Annotated in this window: 17 protein-coding genes; 11 read left to right on the top strand and 6 right to left on the bottom strand. The window is 44.4% G+C overall.

Translation table 11 applies throughout. The features are described from left to right. Positions 1-123 precede the first annotated feature (123 nt). Positions 124-1,164 (bottom strand): recombinase RecA, encoded by a 1,041-nt coding sequence (recA, locus tag FLAVO9R_RS04375; protein WP_159529121.1) that lies wholly within the window; start codon positions 1,162-1,164, stop codon positions 124-126. Between the two features lie 263 nt (positions 1,165-1,427). Then, the gene (locus FLAVO9R_RS04370) at positions 1,428-1,916 is read right to left on the bottom strand and encodes a CinA family protein (RefSeq protein ID WP_159529119.1); all 489 of its coding nucleotides are present in this window, start codon (positions 1,914-1,916) and stop codon (positions 1,428-1,430) included. 305 nt (positions 1,917-2,221) lie between these two features. On the opposite strand from FLAVO9R_RS04370, the gene mutS reads away from it, so the two are divergent. From mutS to eno, 3 genes are all read left to right on the top strand, one after another. Next, entirely contained in the window at positions 2,222-4,843 is a 2,622-nt protein-coding gene (gene mutS / locus FLAVO9R_RS04365) for a DNA mismatch repair protein MutS (protein WP_159534385.1), read from the top strand. A 178-nt stretch (positions 4,844-5,021) separates the two neighbouring features. After that, positions 5,022-6,653: a CTP synthase gene (locus FLAVO9R_RS04360; protein WP_159529108.1), complete on the top strand. Its 1,632-nt coding sequence runs from the start codon at positions 5,022-5,024 to the stop codon at positions 6,651-6,653. A 59-nt stretch (positions 6,654-6,712) separates the two neighbouring features. Continuing rightward, the gene (gene eno, locus FLAVO9R_RS04355) at positions 6,713-8,005 is read left to right on the top strand and encodes a phosphopyruvate hydratase (RefSeq protein WP_159529106.1); all 1,293 of its coding nucleotides are present in this window, start codon (positions 6,713-6,715) and stop codon (positions 8,003-8,005) included. Between the two features lie 335 nt (positions 8,006-8,340). Here the strand turns inward: eno and FLAVO9R_RS04350 are convergent, their stop codons facing one another. Then, the gene (locus FLAVO9R_RS04350) at positions 8,341-11,298 is read right to left on the bottom strand and encodes a TonB-dependent receptor (RefSeq protein WP_159529104.1); all 2,958 of its coding nucleotides are present in this window, start codon (positions 11,296-11,298) and stop codon (positions 8,341-8,343) included. Between the two features lie 667 nt (positions 11,299-11,965). Between FLAVO9R_RS04350 and FLAVO9R_RS04345 the strand changes: the two genes are divergently transcribed. Then, a complete protein-coding gene (locus FLAVO9R_RS04345) occupies positions 11,966-12,691 on the top strand; it encodes a hypothetical protein (protein WP_159529102.1) in 726 nt (241 codons plus the stop codon). Positions 12,692-12,759: 68 nt separating this feature from the next. Here the strand turns inward: FLAVO9R_RS04345 and FLAVO9R_RS04340 are convergent, their stop codons facing one another. Then, positions 12,760-13,749: an alpha/beta fold hydrolase gene (locus FLAVO9R_RS04340; RefSeq protein ID WP_159529100.1), complete on the bottom strand. Its 990-nt coding sequence runs from the start codon at positions 13,747-13,749 to the stop codon at positions 12,760-12,762. A 500-nt stretch (positions 13,750-14,249) separates the two neighbouring features. Between FLAVO9R_RS04340 and leuA the strand changes: the two genes are divergently transcribed. From leuA to FLAVO9R_RS04315, 5 genes are all read left to right on the top strand, one after another. Next, positions 14,250-15,809: a 2-isopropylmalate synthase gene (gene leuA / locus FLAVO9R_RS04335; protein ID WP_013785248.1), complete on the top strand. Its 1,560-nt coding sequence runs from the start codon at positions 14,250-14,252 to the stop codon at positions 15,807-15,809. Then, entirely contained in the window at positions 15,810-16,907 is a 1,098-nt protein-coding gene (leuB, locus tag FLAVO9R_RS04330) for a 3-isopropylmalate dehydrogenase (protein ID WP_159529098.1), read from the top strand. It abuts the gene before it with no gap. Between the two features lie 8 nt (positions 16,908-16,915). Continuing rightward, complete coding sequence (leuC, locus tag FLAVO9R_RS04325) at positions 16,916-18,316, top strand: 3-isopropylmalate dehydratase large subunit (protein WP_159529096.1); 1,401 nt, start codon at positions 16,916-16,918, stop codon at positions 18,314-18,316. Between the two features lie 2 nt (positions 18,317-18,318). Beyond that, entirely contained in the window at positions 18,319-18,930 is a 612-nt protein-coding gene (leuD, locus tag FLAVO9R_RS04320) for a 3-isopropylmalate dehydratase small subunit (protein WP_159529094.1), read from the top strand. 165 nt (positions 18,931-19,095) lie between these two features. Beyond that, positions 19,096-20,319 (top strand): HD-GYP domain-containing protein, encoded by a 1,224-nt coding sequence (locus FLAVO9R_RS04315; protein WP_159529093.1) that lies wholly within the window; start codon positions 19,096-19,098, stop codon positions 20,317-20,319. 52 nt (positions 20,320-20,371) lie between these two features. On the opposite strand, the gene FLAVO9R_RS04310 is transcribed toward FLAVO9R_RS04315, so the two are convergent. Next, positions 20,372-21,628 (bottom strand): general secretion pathway protein GspB, encoded by a 1,257-nt coding sequence (locus tag FLAVO9R_RS04310; protein ID WP_159529091.1) that lies wholly within the window; start codon positions 21,626-21,628, stop codon positions 20,372-20,374. Beyond that, positions 21,621-22,532 carry an ExeA family protein gene (locus tag FLAVO9R_RS04305; RefSeq protein ID WP_159529090.1) on the bottom strand — a complete coding sequence of 304 codons (912 nt, stop codon included), beginning with the start codon at positions 22,530-22,532 and terminating at the stop codon, positions 21,621-21,623. The genes FLAVO9R_RS04310 and FLAVO9R_RS04305 overlap by 8 nt, the downstream gene beginning before the upstream one ends. A 129-nt stretch (positions 22,533-22,661) precedes the next feature. Here FLAVO9R_RS04305 and FLAVO9R_RS04300 point away from each other — a divergent pair, with 129 nt between their 5' ends. Both FLAVO9R_RS04300 and srmB read left to right on the top strand, forming a co-directional pair. Continuing rightward, a complete protein-coding gene (locus FLAVO9R_RS04300) occupies positions 22,662-23,840 on the top strand; it encodes a multifunctional CCA addition/repair protein (protein WP_159529088.1) in 1,179 nt (392 codons plus the stop codon). A gap of 185 nt (positions 23,841-24,025) precedes the next feature. Continuing rightward, positions 24,026-25,270, top strand: coding sequence for an ATP-dependent RNA helicase SrmB (srmB, locus tag FLAVO9R_RS04295; protein WP_159529086.1), 1,245 nt, complete (start codon positions 24,026-24,028; stop codon positions 25,268-25,270). The last annotated feature ends 144 nt before the right edge of the window (positions 25,271-25,414 follow it).

The following is a 25,414-nucleotide window of genomic DNA, read 5'->3' as shown; positions in this document are numbered from 1 at the left end:
TTTAATTCAATCCAAGATATAGAATTAAAGTGTTAGCAAGTATGTTTTTTGAACACAAAAAAGCCCACCATTGGGTGGGCTTTTAAATAACACAAATGCGCTATTTTATAGTGAGTTTAGTAGCTACTGCTGAGCATCATCTTCTGCAGCAGGTGCTTCTTCTACTTTCACTGTTTTAGGTAAAAGTAGCTCTGCGCGAATTTGTTTTTCAATCTCATCGGCAATAGCTGGGTTTTCTTTTAAGAACTTCATTACGTTCGCTTTACCCTGACCGATACGATCACCTTTGTAGCTGTACCAAGCACCGGCCTTATCAACCAATTTCTGCTTAACACCTAAGTCGATAAGCTCAGCTTCTTTACTAATACCTTCGCCGTAGCGAATCATGAATTCAGCTTGCTTAAATGGCGGTGCTACTTTATTTTTCACTACTTTAACGCGAGTTTCGTTACCTACTACCTCATCGCCTTCTTTGACCGCACCGATACGGCGGATATCTAAACGTACTGAAGAGTAGAACTTAAGTGCGTTACCACCGGTTGTTGTTTCTGGGCTTCCGAACATTACACCAATTTTCATACGAATTTGGTTAATGAAGATACACAAGGTATTTGAACGCTTGATGTTACCGGTAAGTTTACGCAATGCTTGCGACATTAATCGCGCTTGCAAACCAACGTGTGAGTCACCCATGTCGCCTTCAATTTCCGCTTTTGGCGTAAGGGCAGCAACCGAGTCAACAATAACGACATCAACACCGCCAGAACGAACCAGCATGTCACAAATTTCAAGCGCTTGTTCACCCGTATCAGGCTGAGAAACTAAAAGCTCATCGATGTTTACACCTAGCTTCGACGCGTAAATTGGATCAAGTGCGTGCTCAGCATCTACGAAGGCACAAGTTTTACCATTCTTTTGAGCCTCTGCAATTACCTGCAAGGTAAGTGTAGTTTTACCCGAGGCTTCAGGTCCGTAAATTTCTACCACACGACCACATGGCAAACCGCCTATGCCCAAAGCGATATCAATGGTGAGTGAACCAGTAGAGATAGCCTCAATGTCCATCGCTTGGTTGTCGCCTAAACGCATAATAGCGCCTTTACCGAACTGCTTTTCAATTTGCCCAAGTGCGGCACTTAAAGCTTTAGATCTATTACTGTCCACGTCAATATCCTCTAGGATTAGCGGTTAAATTCTTTAGTTGGTGATGTCTTTGTTGAAGCTGCCTTTGCTATTTATACTAACTATCTTTACTAACAGTATTACTCATCCATACAGCTAGCATTCATTGCATCAACATTTGCTTACCGACACCTTACCAAGTGTTGCGTGCATTCTATACTGTACAAGCATACAGTTTCAACCTGAGTTTTCATTTTATTTTGCTTGTTGGGTTCTTATTAGTAGCATCTTAGATGATCGTCTGTTCAATCAGCCAACATCGCCAATAGGTGGGTAATCGCAAATTCTATTGCATGCAGACGAACAGTCTCGCGGTCTCCAGCAAAAACCTGCTTAATCGTTTCTGATTTAGCACCACAGATAAACCCAAACCAAACAGTACCCACAGGCTTTTCTTCGCTGCCGCCACCTGGGCCTGCAATACCGCTTACGGTTACCACGACATTCGCGTCGCTCTTGTGCTTAACGCCCGCCGCCATCTCTTCAACGGTCTGCATCGACACCGCACCATGCGCATTTAGAGTTTCTGGCTTTACAGCTAATTCAAGTATTTTTGCGTCGTTTGAATACGTCACCCAACTTTGATTAAACCAATCCGAACTGCCAGCGATACTGGTAAAAGCGAACGCAACGCCGCCTCCGGTGCAAGATTCTGCGCTTGAAACTGTCCAGCCTTTACGGCGAAGCGCATTACCCAGCGCCGTCACCATCTCTGTTATATTGTCAGATACCATGAATGTCCTTTATCGCTATCGGCGCTATTATCAACTTCGGCCGTTGAAGCATTAATTTGAAGCATTAGGCTGTGCCGATGTACTCATTGATGAGAGCCATCAATCTACTAAAGAGTTCAGGAAATGGTTGAAAATTCCATACTCGTATCAATAATACACAGCAAATACGAAAAGCGATTATTTTAGCACCCCTGCTCTTTTAATCACTCTTCTGTTAATAATTCTTCTGTTAATATAACAAATTGAGTTATCCCAAGTAGCAGCAATAAAAAAGCACGAGGCATTTTTTGGAATCACACACTCCTATGATGCGCCAGTATTTAACGATAAAGGCGCAGCACCCTAACATTCTTATGTTTTACCGTATGGGCGACTTTTACGAGTTGTTTTTCGATGATGCCAAGAAAGCCGCAGAACTACTTGATATATCATTAACCGCACGGGGCAAGTCCGGTGGCGATCCTATTCCTATGGCTGGCGTTCCTTACCACGCGGTTGAAAGCTATTTAGCCCGGTTGGTGAAAATGGGCGAGTCGGTGGCGATTTGCGAACAAGTTGGCGACCCAGCTACAAGCAAAGGCCCTGTAGAGCGCCAAGTTCAGCGCATTGTTACCCCAGGTACGGTTACCGATGAAGCCTTATTAGAAGAACGCCGCGATAATGTACTTGCAGCAGTATGCGGCCATTGTATGCATTACGGCGTGGCCACATTAGATGTAACCAGTGGCCGGTTTGTAGTGGTTGAGTGCGACACCGATGATGCCTTGTTAGGTGAACTACAACGGATTAATCCTGCTGAACTACTCTATCCTGAAGGCTTTGAAAGTTTACCCTTGATTGAGCAGCGAAAAGGCTTGCGTCGTCGCCCCGAGTGGGAATTCGATATTGATACCGCCACCGAACAATTAACCGCTCAGTTTCAAACGAAAGAGCTGGCGGGTTTTGGCGTGTCAGATTTAACCAAAGGCATTGGCGCCGCCGGTTGTGTGCTTCAATATGTGAAAGATACGCAACGTACTGCCCTTCCCCATATTCGCCGGATACAAAAAGAACAGCAAGACAGTCGCGTACAATTAGATGCTGCTACCCGCAGAAACCTAGAACTTACTCATAATTTGGCCGGTGGCATTGAAAATACCCTGTTTAGCGTGATGGATACTACCACTACCGCCATGGGTAGCCGGTTACTACAACGCTATATTCACTCGCCAATTACCGATCAACACGAATTACATAACCGTCAAGATGCCATTGAAGCACTTATCGACAATGAGCCAGATGCTATTCGCGGTCATTTAAAAACGATTGGCGATATTGAACGCATAATGGCACGTTTGGCATTACGTTCAGCAAGACCCAGAGATTTCGCAAGGCTTAAAAACGCGTTGAACACTCTGCCCGACCTTCAAGAAGCGTTAGGGGCGTATAACGTTGCACAGCTAAATGAATTAAAATTGGCCATCAGTACTTACCCAGAGCTACAAGCTTTATTAAATAACGCTATTATCGATAACCCGCCTGTGGTTATTCGCGATGGCGGGGTTATTGCTGAAGGCTTTAACAGCGAATTAGATGAACTTCGAAAATTGTCGCAAGGTGCTACTGATTATCTTGACGCCATGGAGCAACGCGAACGTGAACGCACGGGCATTTCAACCCTAAAAGTAGGCTACAACCGGGTTCATGGCTTCTTTATCGAAATTAGTCGTGCCAATAGCGACAAAGCGCCCGCCGAATATATTCGCAGGCAAACCCTTAAGAATACTGAACGCTTTATTACCCCAGAACTTAAAGAGCACGAAGATAAAGTACTTACCAGTCAAGGCCGTGCGCTAGCCCTCGAAAAACAGCTTTATGAAGCGCTTTTCGATGAAGTCGCGCCAAGCTTAAATGCACTGATTGAAACTGCCGCAGCACTGGCTAAACTCGACGTATTGTGCTGTTTCGCCGAGCGCGCGTTAAGTCTTGATTGGTATCGCCCAACGTTAAGTATGGAAAGTGCGCTAACCTACGAAGAAGGTCGGCATCCTGTGGTGGAACAGGTTATGAAAGACCCTTTCATTGCCAATCCGCTAACACTTAACGATAGCCAGCGCATGCTTATTATTACTGGCCCTAACATGGGCGGTAAATCAACCTACATGCGCCAAACCGCGTTGATTGCGCTGCTCGCGTATATTGGCAGCTATGTGCCCGCACAAAACGCCCATATTGGAAAAATTGATAGAATATTTACCCGTATTGGCGCATCGGACGATTTAGCATCTGGTCGTTCAACCTTCATGGTAGAGATGACAGAAACTGCCAATATTCTGCACAATGCAACCGAGCATTCGTTAGTTTTAATGGATGAGATTGGTCGCGGCACCAGTACCTACGATGGTTTATCACTTGCTTGGGCGTGCGCCAGCTATCTCGCCCAAAAGCTGAATGCTTACACCCTATTTGCAACCCATTATTTTGAGCTTACCGAACTGCCCGATACCGAGAAAAGTGTGGTTAACGTGCATTTAGATGCAGTAGAGCACGACGATACCATCCGGTTTATGCATAGTGTACAAAACGGCGCGGCCAGTAAAAGCTTCGGCTTACAGGTTGCGCAACTTGCAGGTGTGCCTAAGCCGGTTATTAAAGCGGCGCAACAAAAACTCGCTATTTTGGAAAACGCGCATCTTATTTCTGAAACTGAATCTAGTGCTGATGATAAAACTGATAAATCATCTAACACTACGGATGAAACTGGCAAGCAACACGCTAAACAAAGCAATAGAAAGGCAGCGTCAACTGCACCTGCTCAGTCTCAGCTGTTGTTCCCCGATAAACCTCATCCGGTTGTAGAAGCGTTGGAAAATTTATCCCCAGATGAACTTTCACCACGCCAAGCACTAGACCTCATTTATACGTTAAAGCGTTTAAGTCAGTCATAAAAAGGAGCGCTTGCCGCAAAAGCGGCGCCCAAATAGCTAAAAGACGCGATTGTGTGGGCAAACAGATTGTTTGCTCACACTAACTTGCGTATACTATTAACCCGTCCAAAGTATGGCTAGTTTAGCTCCTAAACTACACTCATATTTACCCAATACAACTCAACGTTCTAGGTTTCGCATGACAAATTATATTTTCGTCACCGGTGGTGTAGTTTCATCGCTAGGTAAAGGTATTGCCGCTGCGTCTTTAGCCGCAATTCTTGAAGCTCGCGGGCTCACCGTCACCATGTTAAAGCTCGACCCCTATATTAATGTCGACCCAGGCACCATGAGCCCTATTCAACATGGCGAAGTATTTGTTACCGATGATGGCGCAGAAACCGATCTTGATCTTGGTCACTACGAGCGTTTTATTCGCACCCGTATGACTAAGCGTAACAACTTCACTACCGGGCGGGTATACGAAGAAGTATTAAAACGTGAACGTCGAGGCGACTACTTAGGCGCCACTATTCAGGTTATTCCACACATTACCAACGAAATTAAGCGCCGTGTGATTGAAGGCGCTGAAGGTCACGATGTGGCTATTGTTGAGATTGGTGGAACGGTTGGTGATATCGAATCACAACCTTTCTTAGAAGCAATTCGTCAGCTAGGTACTGAGCTTGGCCGCGAAAAAGCCATGTATATGCACTTAACCTTAGTGCCTTACATGCCAGCATCTGGTGAAGTAAAAACGAAACCAACACAGCACTCGGTTAAAGAACTTCGCTCTATTGGTATTCAGCCAGACATTTTAGTTTGCCGCTCTGTTGGCGCGCTTCCCTCTACCGAGCGTTCTAAAATTGCGTTGTTTACTAACGTAAACGACAAAGCAGTTATCTCGCTTAAAGACGTAGATAGCATCTATCGCATACCAGCAGCACTTAAAGCGCAAGGCATGGATCAACTTGTGGTAGACCGCTTTGGTTTAGACTGCAAAGAAGCCGACCTTTCAGAATGGGAACAGGTACTTTACGCAGAGTCTAACCCTACAGCCGAAGTTAACATCGGTATGATTGGTAAGTACGTTGAACTGCCGGATGCTTATAAGTCAGTTAACGAAGCGCTTAAACACGCTGGGTTGAAAAATCGCCTAACCGTAAACATTCACCATATCGACTCGCAAGATGTTGAAAGCAAAGGTCCACAAATTCTAGAACAGCTAGATGCTATATTAGTGCCTGGCGGTTTTGGTGAGCGCGGCATTGAAGGCAAAATTGCAGCAGCACGCTATGCGCGTGAAAATAAAGTCCCTTACTTAGGTATTTGTCTGGGTATGCAAGTTGCACTCATTGAATTTGCACGCAATGTGGCGGGTATGGAAGATGCGAATAGCTCAGAGTTCGACCCTGAAACACCTTACCCCGTTGTTGGCTTAATTACAGAATGGCTTGATGAAGCGGGTACAACAGAAGTACGTACCGAAAATTCAGACTTAGGCGGCACTATGCGTTTGGGTAGCCAGCTTTGCCATTTAATTGAAGGTACTAAGGTACATGAGATGTATGGCAGCGCTGAAATTTATGAACGTCACCGTCATCGCTACGAGGTGAACAACAACCTTCGTGAACAAATTGAAGCCGCAGGGTTAAAGGTAAGTGGTTTGTCCACTGACAAACGACTTGTAGAAGTAATAGAAATACCTGACCATCCTTGGTTTATTGCGGGTCAATTCCACCCTGAATTCACGTCAACCCCTCGTGATGGGCACCCATTATTTAAAGGGTTTGTCGCTGCCGCTGGACAGTATCAAAAAGAGAATCATTAATTTCTAATAAGGGAACACTTTCTCCCGTTGTGTTCCCAAACAATTGTTAAGGAAAAAACATGGCGAAAATTAGTCGCATTATTGGTCGCGAAATTCTGGACTCACGCGGTAATCCTACCGTTGAAGCAGACGTGTATTTAGAATCAGGCGTTATGGGTCGTGCTGCTGCACCATCTGGCGCTTCAACCGGTAGCCGCGAAGCACTAGAACTTCGTGACGGTGACAAGTCTCGTTATTTAGGTAAAGGCGTAGTAAAAGCTGTAGCCGCTATTAATGATGCCATTGCACCTGCGCTTTTAGGTAAAGATGCACTAGCACAAGCTGATATCGACGCTGTCATGATTGACCTAGACGGCACAGAAAATAAAGAAACTCTTGGTGCAAACGCAATTCTAGCGGTATCGCTAGCAGTTGCTAAAGCAGCGGCTCTAGAGAAAGGCGTTGCCCTTTACGAGCACATTGCTGATCTTAACGGTACTTCTGGTGAATACTCAATGCCGGTTCCAATGATGAACATCATCAACGGTGGCGAGCACGCAGACAACAACGTTGATATTCAGGAGTTCATGGTACAACCAGTAGGCGCAAAGAGCTTCAAAGAAGCCCTACGCATGGGTGCTGAAATTTTCCATTCATTGAAGAAAGTACTTTCTGCTAAAGGCCTAAATACGGCCGTTGGCGACGAAGGTGGCTTCGCACCAAACCTTAGCTCTAACGCTGAAGCGCTAGCGGTTATCGTAGAAGCGGTAGAAAACGCTGGCTACAAAATGAATGAAGATATTACGCTTGCACTAGATTGTGCGGCATCTGAATTCTACAAAGATGGCCAATACGTATTATCTGGTGAAGACAAGAGTTTCGACTCTGAAGCCTTCGGCGATTACTTAGCTGACCTTTCTGACAAGTACCCTATTGTGTCTATTGAAGATGGCCTAGACGAAAGCGATTGGGACGGTTGGGCAAGCTTAACCAATAAAATTGGTGAAAAAGTACAACTTGTTGGCGACGACTTGTTTGTAACTAACACCAAGATTCTTAAGCGTGGTATTGATAACGGTATTGGCAATTCAATCCTTATCAAGTTCAACCAAATTGGTTCACTCACTGAAACTTTGAACGCAATTAAAATGGCGAAAGATGCTGGCTTCACTGCTGTTATCTCTCACCGTTCTGGTGAAACTGAAGACGCTACTATTGCTGATTTAGCAGTAGGCACTGCGGCTGGCCAAATTAAGACTGGTTCACTATGTCGTTCAGACCGCGTTGCTAAATACAACCAACTTCTTCGCATTGAAGAAGCCTTGGGTGATGCTGCAACTTATAAAGGTCGCTCTGAAATTAAAGGTCAGTAACACTATTGGCAGTGCGCTTGATGTAAAAGCGCATTGGTTACTTACCTGTTTAAAAGCTGCGTAAAGGCCCCTATATGTGGGTAACCTTTACGCAGTTTTTTGTGCCTGCTTTATACCCTTTTAGCAAATATCTATTGCACGTACCTTTTGACGCTAGCCCCTTGTATCCATCCAATTAAACATATTTCGTTGAAGACTCATCTGTACAACCCTTTAACCCCCATCCAAATCGAATGACGATTATCAAACACTAGCGAACTTAATTTTAAACAAAAAAAAACCCAGCTAGTGCTGGGGTTTTTCAATTTAGTGTTATTAGTGAAGCTAGTCGCAGATTAGAAGCGGTAGTTAGCACCTAAAGTAACTCTGCGGTCAGTAAGACCTTGGAAGCACAACAGTGCACCTTCATTAATACAAGACTGCTCAACTTCTGATTCAGTAATGTTTACCGCCTCAATACCTATGTTCAAGTCTTCGTTCACGTCGTAGTTGATGCTAGCGTTAAGCTGGCCACGGTCTTCCTGAACTACTGGAAAACCCCAAGGGAAGCTAGATGTGCTTCCGAAGTCGTCTGAGCGGTACGCTTCACGCCATGTGTAACGCATACGGGCTGACAAACCAAACTTTTCGTAGTACAAGGTAAAGTTATAGGCATTTTCAGATAAGTTGAGTAAGCCTTGAATTGCTGACACTTCAATATCATCGATACCCGTAGAGGCTGCAAATACATTTGCCGCACGACTAGTGGCCGTATTTTCTGAATCACCACCATCGAACTCTTGAATCGTGTAGTTAGCAAGTACACCGAAACCTGAAGCCCAACCTAGTTCTTTTTCAAAACCTGAAAGGTCATATTGAACCGCAATTTCGATACCTTTTTGCGTGGTTTCGCCAGCGTCGTTAATCTTAGTTTCTGTACCTACACAAATACCTGTGCCTAGTTCAGGTCCAAAAACGTTGATATCAGCAATTGGGTTAAACACACCGCCACCTTCACAAGGGTCGGTAAGATCACGATAACCTGTTACTGGATCTTCAAATGCACTTACAATCTGGTCAACATGAAGCGCTTTACGTGTTTTATGGAATATACCAACACTTAACACGCTCGCTTCAGCAAAGTACCATTCTGCCGCTAAGTCGAAAGAGGTTACTTCTTCAGGCTCTAAACCAGGGTTACCGATAGCTACATTTGGGTTAGGGCTTGTGCTAAATGTTACTGAAGTAGATAAGTCGTCGAAGTTAGGGCGGCGAATATCTTTACCTGCACCAAAGCGAAGGACAACATCATCAGTCACATCAGCAACGATATTTAATCGAGGTAGAATGAAATCATAATCACCGGTATTAGTTACTTGCGATACCAATTCGTTTCCATCACCGTCAACAGTAATTGAGTTACCCACTGAGGTAACGTCAGTTTGCAAATAACGCAAACCAAAATTACCGCGAAACATCTCATACTCAAAGTTTGCTTGCGCATAAAGTGCATGTGTTTCTTCTTCGATGTCGAAGAAACCTGATGAACTTGATGTTGGCGCATTCAATGTAGCCGTCGAACCATGTGCGTCCATAGCTTGTTGTAGTGAAGCTAATACGCCATCCGGATCTGAAGCCACTAATTCAGGGTTAATGATTAAGAAATCTCTAACGTAAAGTTCGCGACCATCCGCATCGTTGAAGTTATTAGGCCCAGCGACTAGTAATTCAGAGAACAAATCACCTCGAGGGCTGTCTTCCATACTTCTTAAACCAACACTGGTGTTAACATCGTCACGGGTGCTCGCTGATTTATTGTAGCGATAACCAAAGTCAACTGACGTGATCATCGAGTCTACGTAATAAGAAAAATCAAAACGGATCGCATCTTCTGAGTTTTCAGTGGTATCTCTACCTATATTCACATCACGTAAAACAACGTTAGCAGGGTCTAAAAGCTGTTCTACTGTTGGTGCGTATTCTGCACCAGAAGCAATTCCGAACGCTAATGAACCGCCAGATAAGTCATATTCAAACGGAACACTGTTGTCGTTACCACCACCAGCATCTAGCGGTGCATTGGGGTTGATAAAGTTAAGGGTAGTATTAAAGCTAGGAGTGGTAGTATCTGAAGATGAAGAGGCAACTTCAGCACTTACAAACCATTTCTCGCCTTGCCACTCACCACCTAATCTAAAGATTTGGCTCTCTGTAATACGAGAGTTTGTATCGGTAGACAAACGAAGATTAGGATCGTCGTCATCGTTATCAAGATTGACTGGAATGACACCGCGAAGAGCAGCCTGCATTGAACCTAAATCAGTGCCACCTAAAGAACCGAAATTAATCGTTTCGAATGCATCGGGTACTGAAATATCGTTAAGTGCACTTACGCCTGAAGCCTGAACACGTGAGCTTTCTTGTAAACGTTCTTGGTCATTGATGATTGCGTCGAAGAAAAACTTAGTGTCGTCGTTTGGCTGCCATTCAAAGGTACCTACAAAGTTTTTCGTTTCATACTCGTAGTTGTCATAATCTTGTACGAAAAACTGGATGGGTAGGAAGTCGAAGGATTGCGCGCTGGCCACGCCGCTATCTGATGCAATTAAGTTATCTCGGTCAGCACGGGGCCTGAATGCAGATACATCTTGCTCTGAATAGCTGCCACTTACTACGATACCAAATTTACCGTGATCGTTTTCCCAGTTATCACCGAAAGTCGCTGAAAGACGAGGCTGGAAACCACTGTCTGTAGACAAACTACTGTTTTCACCTTGAACACGAATCGACGTCAGTCTCTCGGTTAATTGAAGAGGACGAATTGTTTTAAGATTGATGGTACCACCAACAGAACCTTCAATCGTTTTAGCGTCTGGCGATTTGGTTACTTCCAACCCCGCAATAATTGCTGCTGAAACGTCTTCAAAATCGATACCGCTTCGGCCTGCGCCTGAACCTACCGTTGACACACCGTTAATCTCTGTACGGTTTGCGTCCGTACCACGGATTTGAACCCCCGTACCAACACCTGCTTCACGAGTAATTTGTATACCCGTGATGTTTTCTAACACTTCCGCTAAGTTTTGGTCAGGCAATTTACCAATGTCTTCAGCTTCAATGACTTCTACTAAATTATTTGTAAAACGTTTTTCATTCAGTGCACTGGCAAGCGAGGCGCGAATACCAGAAACCTGTATAACTTCTACGTCTTTTTCGGCTTCTTGTTGAGCATCTTGAGCAAGCGTGGAAGTGGCAAAACTTAGCGAAGTTGCAGATAACATCGCTAAGGTAATTTTAGATAATTTGTGTCCCATGTGTGTTTCCTCTTGCAGCGTTTTGGTTTAAGCCTTCAAGGCTTCCAAAACAGCATTGCTAAGTTATTGGTTACATCCTGCACTTTAAAGATACACTTCATTTACAAGATGATTACAAAGCTAGACGAAAATCATACAATGGTCAACCTTTGATCGCCTCAACAAACAGATTAATTAACGCAAATTGTAATGCCAATTAACAACAACAAAGCTAACCAATAAAAAACCAAAACAAGTAAAAACACACAATAACATTTAATTATCAATTACTTAAATAATTAAAGCCGTGTTTTTAGTTATTTTTATGAGTTAAAATTGTGAGGTATATTAAATAATTATTCTTTAGCATCGTTTCTCAAAATGTAGCAAAAATCAAAAGTGGTAATACTATTTCTTATACAAATATATTGGGAACAACCATATTGGTAATGTATCAATAGTCATTCTCAGCGTTGGTCAGCTAAATTCTTTTAGCCTTTGAGGAGGTTTCAAGATATCTTGTCGCCTAGCACTATATAATGCTGGTGACGTGCTAGTGCCCTCTAGGCTGCGCCTATTAAGGCAGATGCTTTATATTAGTGAGGTGATATCACTGGGTTTCTGGATACCCAGCATAAATCCTGCTAACGTAGGTTTATTGCGTCTTTTTTATTGTCTTACCAGTATTATGACATCCGACGGACATACGTCTTCCACACAATCAGGCTTTTTTAGCAATTCAGGCGAACTTGGTGGTGCGCAACCGCAGTTCACTGAAATTTGTACTGCGTTATATGAAAGAGAGCTTTTGCTTATCGCGCATAAAGGCCCATCCAATGTGTCGATACTGCGTCGAAGATTAGCCGGCCTGCCTCACCATATTCGAAGTGTTGCTCGATACCTTATAGACAATCCCTCACCGCTAGATATTGATCCGCACAATGGAAGTTGGTTTATTAAGCAACCGGGAAAATGTCCTGGGATCAGCCAACCTACTGATAAAAAATATCAGTGGTATAGGCAATATGCAGATTACGGTTTAGTTTTGCCTATATGCATAACCACGTTAGAAGGTATACATATAGAGCTCGACTCTATAGATAGCGTGAACCACACCACACATACGCTTCATACCAATAAACATGGCTGGTTTTCTTTTGATGGCGAGGTAGCACACAGCGAGATAGAGAAAAATCAGCTCAACGCAGAACACGATACGTCTCGCTTTACCGATGCAAATGCGGTATTGAAGCGACAACTTCTGAAACCCACGACGGCAATTATGGCGTCTGCGTGCAGCGGGCACATGTGGCGACATAAATCGAAAGGGGCACCTCGAGGACTTTCATTGCGAGAAATGCGTCTGTCCACTCACATTAACTGGAAAAACTTCACCTTGAAAGGTCAGGCCTAATTCTTATTTTAGGCACAGCCAAACCGCGATGATTACGTTAAATCAATACCCGAGATCCGCGTCGACATCTAATCCAACGCTTCTTCGTAGCGTTTTATAAAGCGCGAGAACGCTTCTATGTGTGGTAAGTGTCCTAAACCATCAAGCTCTTTCACCGTAATGGCATTGTTGCGGGCTTTAACTTCAGTACCGAGTTTATCGTAACGCCCCAATTCCCTTGTTACCCCTTCTTTTTTCCAACCTCGTCCAGGCCCAGTTCTATCTCGTGTGCCTAAAATTAACGTGACCGGTACTTGGAATTTATCAAACTCTTCAATAACAGGTTGAGTAAATATCATGTCGTAAGTTAGCGCGCTTACTTTAGCTAGCTGGGCCCAATCATCACCTTCAATCCATCCCATTAAATGGCTAGCGTGATAAGCATAGGTATCATTCCAATCACCGTCGTAATAGTTTGATTTCTGATAGCTAACAATATTTTCTGGCTGCTTTTTCAACTCGTTCTGGTAAAAAAACTCGATATCTTTATATTCTACATACTGAAGGTAATTTTCTAACCCGATAGGATTAATCAACACGAGTTTGCTGGTGTATTCTGGATAATTCAGAGCAAATCGCGATGCCACCATGCCGCCCATCGAATGCCCAGTAACAATAACCTCATCAAGTTCAAGCAATGAAAGAAGCAGCTTAGTGTTCTTAGCTAACGCAGCAAAGCTGTATTGATAGTTCACCGGTTTATCTGACTTACCAAAGCCAACCTGATCTGGAATAACCACACCATAACCCTGCTCATGTAACCAAGTAGCTGTAGTTTTCCAGTAGCTACTGGCAAAGTTCTTACCGTGCAGTAACAACACCGTAGGCTTTCCTTCTTTCGCTGGCAGTTGCATATATGCCATTTGAAGCGCTTGACCCTGAGATTCAAATGCCATGGCTTGAGCCGTAAAAGGGTAATCGAATTTGGTTAAATTTTTAGAAAACGGTTTAGCGAAGGCTATCGCTGAAAATGAGAAGACAATAAAAGAATAACCAAGAGAAAAAATAGCGCGTTTCATAAGTGTACTCACTATATAAACTAGATTTTTACCCTATCAAACTCACACATGAATTACTCTATGATCTAGCAGACGAATTCGATTACCCATCGCAATTTATCGCATTAAGTGACACTTTTGGCTTTTTGATGTTTTTTTTAAATTAGTATACACATCCTAACACTCGACCTGAGCAACGGATTTCGACTACCACCAGAAACACACATCTCGAATAACCTTTAAAAATAGGATAAAAACTCTATTTTAAAAAAACCATTATTTATAACCAAAATTTATACGCATTATTCGAATCAAAGGTTGACCTTACAGGCGTGGATGGGTACATTGTCGCTATCAACTGGTCGGCAAAGAAAATACGCAAATGATGCGCAATCGCTTTCTTCTAACTCTACTCCTTATGGCAGCAAGACTGCACGGGTAGATTGCGACCAGCGATTAATTACACAGAAACCCGTGCTTAGCACGGGTTTTTTTTTAACTTTTATAAACGAGAGAGCGTTATGACAAATCAAGTGAAAATCTTTGATACCACATTGCGAGACGGTGAGCAGGCCTTACCTGCAAGCCTAAGTGCCAAAGAAAAGCTGCAGATCGCTCTCGCTCTCGAACGTTTAGGCGTCGACATCATTGAAGCGGGCTTTCCTGTGTCATCTCCTGGTGATTTCCGCTCGGTTCAAATGATCGCAAAAGAAGTTAAGAATTCTGTAGTATGTGGTTTATCTCGTGCTTTGGCAGGCGATATTGATGCCTGCGGACAGGCACTTAGTGTGGCTGAGCAATTTAGAATTCACACCTTCATTGCTACTTCAGAAATTCACGTTGGCGCCAAGCTACGTAAATCTCACGATGAAGTAGTAGATATGGCAGTTGCGGCAGTTAAACATGCCCGCAAATACACTGACGACGTTGAATTCTCGTGTGAAGATGCCGGCCGTACTCACATAGACTATTTATGCCGCATGGTAGAAGCCGCCATCAATGCTGGCGCTACCACGGTTAATATTCCAGACACGGTTGGGTACACCACGCCGACAGAATTCGGCGGCATTATTCAGCAGTTGTTTAACCGCGTACCAAATATCGATAAAGCCATTATCTCTGTGCATTGCCACAACGACTTGGGTTTAGCAGTAGCTAACTCGTTAGCAGCGGTAGAACAAGGTGCTCGTCAAGTTGAATGTACCATTAACGGTATTGGTGAACGTGCAGGTAATGCGTCCCTTGAAGAAATTGCAATGATTTTGCAAACCCGTCAAGCCATGTTGGGTATTAACACCAACATCAATTCGCAAGAAATTTCGCGTACGTCTAAGTTGGTTAGCCAATTATGTAACATGCCTGTTCAAGCGAATAAGGCCATTGTGGGTGCGAATGCATTTAGTCACTCATCAGGCATTCACCAAGACGGTGTATTAAAAGCGCAAAACACCTATGAGATCATGACACCGGAAAGTGTAGGTATTAATAAAAACAACCTAAACTTAACCTCTCGTTCAGGGCGTCATGTGATTAAGCATCGCTTAACTGAATTGGGTTACAAGGTAGAAGATTACGACTTAGAAGCGGTTTACGACGCCTTCTTGAAGTTGGCTGATAAGAAAGGCCAAGTTTACGACTACGACTTAGAAGCTTTGTTGTTCTTCGATAAGCAAAAGCACGATCATGCTCACTATCAATTGATGAACCTTCAAGCGACTTCAGGAAGAGAAATTATTCCAAGCGCTACCGTAAAACTAAAAGTAGGCGAAGAAGAAATTATCCAATCTAGTATTGGTAATGGCCCTGTTGATGCTGCATACAATGCAATTAGAGCTATCTTGGGCCATGAAGATGTTGAAGTTGTAGACTTCAAATTAGATTCAAAAGGCGAAGGGGCCGATGCCCTAGCACAAGTGAGTGTAATCGCCACTTATAAAGGGCGTCGTTTCCACGGCATTGGTCTTGCCACCGATATTGTTGAAGCTGGTGTAAAAGCCCTTATTTTCGTACTAAACAACACTTATTTAGCTGATCAAATTGACCAGCAGAAAAATCAACAAGAACGCGTTGCAGGAGTTTAAATGAGCCAGTTCTCAATTGCCGTATTAGCCGGAGACGGTATAGGCCCAGAAGTAATGCAAGAGGCCAACAAGGTCTTAGATGCGGTAGAAAAGAAATTTAACGTAGCATTTAACCGTACTGCTTACCCTGTAGGCGGTTATGCTATTGATACTGAAGGTGAGGCCCTCCCCTCAAAAACCTTGTTAGGTTGTGAGCAAGCTGATGCCATTTTATTTGGCAGCATTGGCGGCCCCAAATGGGACACCTTACCGTTAGAACAGCGCCCAGAACGCGCTGCGTTACTAACATTGCGTAGCCATTTTGATTTATTCAGTAACTTACGCCCTGCTCGCATTTATCCTGGGTTAGAAGCCTTGTCTCCACTGCGTGAAGATATTGCAAAATCTGGCGTAGATGTGTTGGTGGTTCGTGAACTTACCAGCGGCATTTACTTTGGCCAGCCCAAAGGGCGCGAGGGTGAAGGCGAAGAAGAGTTTGCTTATGACACTATGCGTTACAGCAAACGTGAAATTCGTCGTATTGCGGTTGCCGCTTTTGAAGCTGCGCAGAAACGCCGCGGTAAAGTGACTTCAGTCGATAAAGCCAATGTATTACTGACCAGTCGCTTATGGCGTGAAGTCACTGAAGAAGTGGCAAAAGACTACCCAGACGTAGAACTTGACCATATCTATATTGATAACGCGACGATGCAAATCATGAAGAACCCGGCGCAGTTTGATGTAATGCTGTGTTCTAATTTATTCGGCGACATCGTTTCTGACGAATGTGCCATGATGACAGGCTCTATGGGCTTATTAGCTTCTGCTAGCATGAATGAAGACGGTTTTGGTTTGTACGAGCCAGCGGGTGGTTCTGCTCCAGATATCGCCGGGTTAGGTATTGCTAACCCTATTGCACAGGTACTTTCTGCTGCCATGATGCTACGTTTCAGCATGAACCTAACTGATGCTGCCGATGCTATTGAAAAAGCGGTTATTGCCACATTGGAAGCGGGGGTTCTTACAGGCGAACTCCTTCCTGATGATAAGCGAGATAACGCGTCTACCACCTCACAAGTAGGTGATGAAATAGTAAAACAATTAATGGCGCAGGAGTAATTAACACCATGGCCAAGACCTTATACGACAAAGTGTGGCAAGCACATATTATCGACCAATTAGGCGAAGACAGCTTAATTTACATCGACCGCCACCTTATTCACGAAGTAACCTCGCCGCAGGCTTTTGCTGGCTTAAATGAAAAAAGCCGTAAAGTACGTTGCCCTGAGCGCACTGTTGGTACCATGGATCACAGTATTTCTACTCGCTCGTTAGCGATTGATGCGTGCGGTCCACAAAACGCACTTCAACTTCACACCCTTGCGAATAACTGTGAGCAACACGGCATTCAACTTTTCCCTGTTGGCCACCAAAAGCAAGGTATCGTGCATGTTATGGGCCCTGAACTAGGCCTGATTCAACCGGGCATGACAGTAGTATGTGGCGATTCACACACTGCCACTCATGGCGCATTCGGTGCCCTAGCATTTGGTATTGGTACGTCTCAAGTTGAGCACGTATTAGCAACTCAAACCCTTAAGCAAAGCCGTGCGAAAAGCATGCTCATTAAGGTAAATGGTACGCTTCCTGTTGGTATTACTGCGAAAGACATCATTCTAGCCATCATTGGCAGAATTGGTCACGCAGGCGCAACGGGGCACGTTATTGAATATGCAGGTGAAGCTATTTCTGGTTTAACCATGGAAGAGCGCATGACCGTGTGCAACATGAGTATAGAAGCTGGCGCTAAAGCAGGCTTAATTGCTCCTGATGACACTACTTTTGAATACCTTAAAGGCCGTGAATACGCGCCAAAGGGCCAAGACTGGGAAGACGCAGTAGCCTATTGGAAAACCCTTTACACTGAAGAAGGCGCAAGCTTCGATACAGTAGTAGAACTTGAAGCGGCTGACATTGCACCTCAGGTTACTTGGGGCACAAACCCAGGCCAAGTTATTGGTGTTGATGCACCCGTGCCGGGCCCAGATGATTTCTCTGATCCTATCGAAAAAGAAAGCGCCAAAAAAGCCTTGGGCTATATGGGATTATCAGCAGGCGATAAGCTTGCAGATGTTGCCGTAAACCATGTGTTTATTGGTTCTTGTACTAATGGTCGTATTGAAGATTTACGTGCAGCTGCGCATATTGCTAAGAATGGCAAAGTAGTCGATTCAGTTACCGCCATTGTGGTTCCTGGTTCAGGTCATGTGAAAAAACAAGCTGAGGCTGAAGGGTTAGATAAAATCTTTACCGACGCTGGCTTTGAATGGCGTTTACCAGGTTGCTCTATGTGCTTGGGTATGAACGACGACAAACTTGTGGCTGGCGATCGTTGTGCATCAACCAGTAACCGAAACTTTGAAGGCCGTCAGGGTCGTGGTGCACGCACCCATTTGGTTAGCCCAGCGATGGCAGCTGCCGCCGCTATTACTGGCCGTTTCGCCGATGTTAGAGAATTTCAGGAGTAACCATGTCTAATTCAATACAAGGTTTTACCGCGCACACAGGTTCAGCAGTACCGCTAGACCAAGCCAACGTAGATACCGACCAAATTATTCCCAAGCAGTTTCTAACTGGTGTGACTCGCGCTGGCTATGGAAAGCACTTGTTTCACGATTGGCGTTATTTGGATTTAGAAGAAAAAGTACCTAACCCAGAGTTCTCATTGAACAAACCTGAGTTTGCCGGTGCAAGTATATTACTTACTCGAGAAAATTTTGGTTGTGGATCTAGCCGTGAACATGCGCCATGGTCGCTGAACGATTTTGGTTTTAAAACCATTATTGCCACCAGCTATGCTGATATTTTTTATGGCAACTGTATTAATAACCAATTGTTACCGGTTGCGCTTGCCAGCAGCGAAATGGACGCATTGTTTGCAGCAGTTGAAGCTAATCCAGCGCTAGAAATTACGGTTAACTTACCAGAGCAAACTGTATCTTTTGGTGAGACTAGCTTCAGCTTCGACATTGCGGATCACCATAAAACTAACTTGCTAAAAGGGTTAGATGCGATTGGCCAAACGCTTGAGCTTACTGACAAAATTTCGGCTTACGAAGCGAAGCAACCTGTTTGGGTTTAATTACTGGCTGTAAAATACTAGCTGTAAAATACAAGCTCTTAAACGCTAGATTTAAACTTTAGTATCGTTCAGTGGAATTTTGCTCCGTAGTGATGGCGAAGTACTCGTACTTCGCCTAACTTTAGTAAGTAATTAACATCGCAGAAAAAATTGAATGGAGTCTTTATGCTGAAAGCAGTACCTATTGATGATCTCAAACCAGGGATGTACATCAACCAAGTACTTAAACAAACCGGCAGTTTACGGATGCGTTCAAAGGGCCTTGTAAAACATCAAACGGTCATCAACACCTTAAAATCTCGCGGGATATTGACTGTTCAAGTAGACTTCGAGAAGTCTGTTATTCACGAACCAGCAACCGACTCAGCTCCCCTTCCCACATCAGAAACAATCACTCAAGCGCCTACTGATGTAAAAGAAGAGCAGTCGCCAGCGCCTAATAGCCTTACAAGAAACGCAATGAAAGAAGCTAATGGGCTTTACTTTGATGCGATAAATATACAAAACGGTTTTTTATCTGCACTTAACCGTGGTGCGGTAAACGACTTAAAATTAGTGAAAGACCTAGCGCAGAGCCTTATCGATAGTGTATTTGATAACAAAGACGCCCTGTCCTGCTTAACTCTGATAAAAAACAACAACGCTTACCTGCTAGAACACTCTATCAACTGCAGTATTTTAATGGGCATGTTTACCCAGTTTCTAGGGTATGACAGAGATACCATAGATCAAGCGAGTTTAGGTGCTTTGTTGATGGACGTTGGCATGTCGTCGTTACCTATGGATGTTCACAACAATGTTGACGATTTGTCAGCGGCAGATTGGGAAATGATGAAAACCCATGTTGATATTGGTGTTGAGCTTGTGGAGCAGTGTGGTGATATTTCGGATTTAGTGTTATCGATTATTGCGCAACATCACGAACGCATAGACGGCAGTGGCTACCCTAAAGCACTCAAAGACATGGCAATTTCAGAATTTGCGCGCATTGCAGGTATTATTGATACCTACGATGCCATGGTGTCCAATCGTCCCCACAAAGAAAGTATTAGCCCCACCCAGGCCCTCAAACGACTAACGGAAGATAAGAGCCTCGATCAAGCCTTGGTTAGCCAATTTGTCACATGCATGGGAGTGCACCCTGTAGGCTCAATTGTTAGGCTAAAAAGTGGGAAACTTGCCATTGTCAGCCAACAAAACCCACTTAGTACGATGAGCCCCATTGTGATGACATTTTATAGCGTTCCATCGCAGCAATATGACGATATTACTCGGCTAGATTTAAGTGCAAATGATGACGAAATTGTCTCAGGTGTACGGCCCGATGATTTTAACGTTAACTTGTCGACTTTCTTTCAAGACGTATTTGTCAGTCAAGCGCCAGACTAATGAGCAATGGGCATTAAAATGCACTTCAATACCTCATTGCTTAGCGCTTTTATTACCAATCCGTAAGCGCCGCCATGGTGAAGAGTTCTTCTTCAAAACCTAACACCACTTGCTGCGCTTCAATATTGACAATTTGCACCTTATCGTCAATCCAATCGCCCTCACTCATTTGTTTGCCGTTCACTCGCACCCAGCGATCATCGGGTCGTGATGCGTACATATGCGCACTGAAGTTCATAGAGGGCAATCTCGTTAATAGCCGCACAGGTAACTGATCAACACGCTGAATGTTGTCTCGAACCGTTACTTTCGTTTCCGGCTCAAAATCATTATTCTCAGCTTGGGTATCGAGTGCGGCCACCGCTTGATTAAAACGCGCTAACAGTTCTGGCGATACTTCAATCTTGTTGTCATCTTGGTTGCCTTGAGAATTAAGCACGCGCCCTTCTTCCTCAGCCACGGCTAAGTCGAACGTATCATCAGCATCACTTCGATTCTCCGTCAGAGCTTGATTTCCCGTAGAGTTTTGGCTTGGCAGAGATTGTGAATTTGGGCTGTTATTAGCGCGAGAGGCTTGCGATATATCATCTGAACCAACTTCTTGCGAAGCGATGCCTTCAGAAGGTGGATTACCGCTAGTGGTTGATACTTGTTCAGATGCATTGGGCACCATTAACGGCGTATCTATTGGCGCAGCTGTTTGTTCTGCCCCTTGCACACTGCCTTGGCCGCTAACTTGTGCAGTTAGCTGTGAAGATGTCTGTGCAAGCTCTTGTGTCGGCGCTTGTTTAAGCGCTTCAGAACCCAATTCCGAGGTAGCGGCCGTGGTTGAGGTTTCAGGTTGAATAGTTTCCACAACCGATGCTGTAACCGCAGGCCACCATTCACCTCGCGTGGCAACCAAAAAACCTAAGCAAAAACCACCTGCAACAATGGTCGAATAAGTCGCAAGTTCTTTGCCATATACCTTCCACATGGAAGGTAGTCCTTGCACGGTAGGCAAAAACAAACTGCGATTAAATTGATCAGATAGCGTTTTGTCGAACTTAGCGCTGGTATCATGCTGGCCACGCAGTAGTGCTTGGGTCTGTGTGCGATGGCCACTTCCCGCTGTAGTAGCAGGCGCAATTTCTACTGTTTGATCAGGATCTATTTCTATTTCCTGAACACCCATTTCGGCTAAGCCTTCCACCATAGCATCGCTAGACACCAAGCCCGATTTTCGAATTTTAACCGGCCCATTCTGTTGCGTAATTCTAACAATCACCATGCCGGGCTTCAGGTCACTAATACTAAGAATATTAGACATATAAACTCCCTAGGCCATAACCACAGAACACAGCTACAACAAATGCGGTTGCAAGCCACCACTTTCGATTACCTTGCATACGTTGGCTTACCACATCTTCACCAAGAATTTGCTGTGCTGCAGCAAGGAAAATAGGTTTTTGCACTACAGCATGTTGTTTGGTAAAAGAAAGGGTTAACGCCCTATCGCAAAGCAAGTTTATCACTCTTGGAATACCACCGGTTATTTGATGCACTGCCCGCAAGGTAGATTTGCTAAAAACACTCACATCACCATGCGCGACACTAAGCCTATGCGCTATGTAAGCACTAACTTCTGGGGCGGTAAGTGGCAGCAAATGATACCGTGCAGTAATACGCTGAGCGAGTTGTCTTAGCTCGTTGCGCTTCAATAGTTGCTGTAATTCAGGCTGGCCGATTAATACCACTTTTAATAGCTTTTCGCGGTTGGTTTCAAGGTTCGTTAATAACCGCAATTGTTCCAACACTTCTGGCAATAAGTGCTGCGCTTCATCAACCATCAACACCGTGTTCATACCCTGTTGGTGATTTTCTGCCAACTTAGATAAAATCAAATCGGTAAAGTATTTTAAGCTGGCTTTCTCTTCTTGGTAGTGTAAACCAAGTTCATCGCATACCGTGGCGAGTAACTCCAGCGCAGAAAGCGTTGGGTTTAGTATCATCGCGACTTGGGTGTTATCGGGCAGTTGCTGCAATAACTTACGAGAAACCGTGGTTTTCCCTGTCCCTACCTCGCCGGTAAGCATAACAAAACCGCCACTTTCACTTAGCCCAAAAGTAAGGTGAGCTAACGCCTCTTTGTGCCGCGGGCTCATATAGAGGTAATCGGGGTTTGGCGCGATTGAAAACGGATTATCACTTAACCCAAAGTAATTCAAATACATGGTATTCGCTGTTGAAGTTGAAAACGCGATTTAAACTACCAGAGCGTGAACAGAAGTCAAAGTGTGCTTATACAAACTGCTTCTGTAATAATACGCATTGGCTTAGTTAAATTTTAATATAGAGGTTACATGCAAGTTTATTTAGTTGGCGGCGCGGTACGCGACACCCTTTTGGGAAGAACCGTTACCGAACGTGATTATGTTGTGGTAGGAGCAACACCTGCGCAAATGCTAGCTAAAGGCTTCACTCAAGTCGGTAAAGACTTCCCTGTATTCTTACACCCCAAAACCTCAGAAGAATACGCACTTGCCCGTACCGAACGAAAAATAAGCAACGGCTATACAGGCTTTGAGTGCGACGCGTCTACGTCGGTCACGTTGGAAGAGGATTTAAAACGCCGAGATTTAACTGTAAATGCCATTGCCCGAGATCAAGACGGCGAACTTATCGACCCCTATCATGGCCAGCAAGATTTAGCGCAAAAAGTTCTTCGTCATGTTTCTGAAGCCTTTAGTGAAGACCCTCTACGGGTATTTCGCGTAGCCCGTTTTGCCACCCGCTATGCCTATTTAGGATTTACCATTGCAGAAGAAACCTTAAGCTTAATGACCGACATGGCCAAGTCTGGTGAGTTAACCAGCCTAAGTGCTGAAAGAGTATGGCAAGAAACCAAGCGAAGTTTGCTGGAAGCTACTCCCGAGGTATTTTTCAAAACCTTAAAAGCGTGCCATGGCTTAGACGACTGGTTTGCAGAACTTAGTCAGTCTGAAAGCGCTTTTATTACTGGTATTCAGACACTCAAAGAAATTCAAAAGCAATCACACACTCAACCACAGGAACAAAACGCCAGTCAGACTGCGCCAATAGAAATTCGTTTCGCAGCGCTTTGTTCAGGCTTATCACTCAATGAAGTTCAGCAACTGTGTAAACGATTAAAAGTGCAAAATACAGTGAGCGAAATTGCCGAAATGGTGAGTGCGCATAAAACATCACTTCTTAATAGCGACAAACTAGATGCCGAGACTCTGTTATCTGTGTTTAATAAAACCGATGCATGGCGACGACCTGAACGCTTTAGTCTTTTTCTCAATGCCTTGCAGCCTATTGCAAGGCAACTCGCTGATTCAGAACGACCGGAAACTGTAGATGCATTAAATTGGGCGAGACGCGAAGCGTTGATAACTAAAGCTTTAGCAACAGCCAATGCAGTGGATGTTCAGCACATTATTGCCCAAGGATTTAAAGGCCCAGAAATTCGTGAAGCACTAAACAATGCTAAATTGGAAAAAATAAGCGCACTACTTTGATAAGGCGCCCTGATAAACCAAGTTAATCAGGCGCTTTCATCACTTAATTTCGTAAGGTGCTATCAAAGGGGTTGTGATGTGCTTGCACAAAACGATTCGGTAAATTATCTATTACGTGTTTTTTTTCTACGTTTTGTACCATAAATGCTACAATACGCCCCATTCAATATGAGCGTTTTTATACTATGACTTTCGAAGATCTCGAATTAGACGAAGAACTCTGCCACGCGGTGGCAGATATGGGCTACGAGAGCCCCACCAGCGTACAATCTTTGGTTATCCCTCATGCAATGGACGGGCGCGACATTTTGGCTTCTGCGCCTACAGGCACGGGAAAAACCGCTGCGTTCTTGTTGCCAGTTTGTCAGTTTTTACTCGACTACCCGCGTAAGCAACCAGGTTCGACTCGCATTCTTATTCTTACCCCTACCCGCGAACTCGCGCTTCAGGTGTATGAACAAGCCGTTGAGTTAACCAGACACACTGATATTGTTAGCGGTGTGATCACCGGTGGCATTAACTACGGTACCGACAGAGAAACCCTTAGCCAAAGTATCGATATTTTGGTGGCTACTCCAGGGCGTTTGTTCGAACACATTCAAAATGAAATGGCCGATTGTCGTGACATCGAGTGCCTGATACTTGATGAAGCCGATCGCATGCTAGACATGGGTTTCCGCACTATTGTGAACCAGATTGCTAGTGAAGCACGCTGGCGCAAACAGAACATGCTATTTTCTGCCACATTGGAAGGCGGCGGTGTCAGTCAGTTTGCCAAAGACATTCTGCAAAACCCTGAAGTGATTGAAGCGTTTCCATCACGCAAAGAAAAGAACAAAATTCACCAGTGGTATCACTTAGCTGATGACTTAAACCATAAAAAGGCATTGCTCGTTCATATATTAAAAGAACAAGCGACTACCACGGTTGTATTCGTTAAAACCCGCGAACGCCTGCAAATGCTTAAAGACTACTTAGCGTCGCAAGATATTATGGTGTGCTGGTTACAAGGCGAAATGCCACAAGATAAACGTATGGCTGCCTTAACGCGCTTTAAAAGTGGCGAAGTGCCGGTACTCCTAGCCACCGACGTAGCCGCGCGAGGCATTGATGTACCTGAAGTTAGCCATGTCATTAACTTCGATATGCCACGTAAAGCCGACGTTTATGTTCACCGAATTGGCCGTACCGGGCGCGCTGGCGCCAAAGGCACTGCGATTTCATTGATAGAAGCCCACGACTTTGAATTTATTTCCAAAGCGGCACGCTACACCGAAGAGCCAATTAAAGCCCGCGTTATTGCAGAACTTCGTCCGCAAAACAAAACACCTAAAATTGGCCCAAGAAAGAAAAAGCTAACGGCGAAAGACAAAGCGAAAGCCAAGGCGAAAGCGAAGCCAAAAATTAAGAATCGCACGAAGAAGCGCTAACGCGATGAGCTGATCTGGGGATAAGTGATGCGGCCCTTTACGTGCTAGTTGATGACGAGGTTGGCGATGGCACGGTTAGCGCGGCCAATCAGGTGTGTTGGCTGCGCAAGCTTTCTCCCAATTCAGGGCAATCTGCGAAACCGG

Origin of the sequence: Alteromonas sp. 38 (genome assembly GCF_902506055.1) — a bacterium.
Taxonomy (GTDB): Bacteria; Pseudomonadota; Gammaproteobacteria; order Enterobacterales; family Alteromonadaceae; genus Alteromonas; species Alteromonas lipotrueae.
This window is presented reverse-complemented; position numbering and strand designations above follow the sequence as displayed.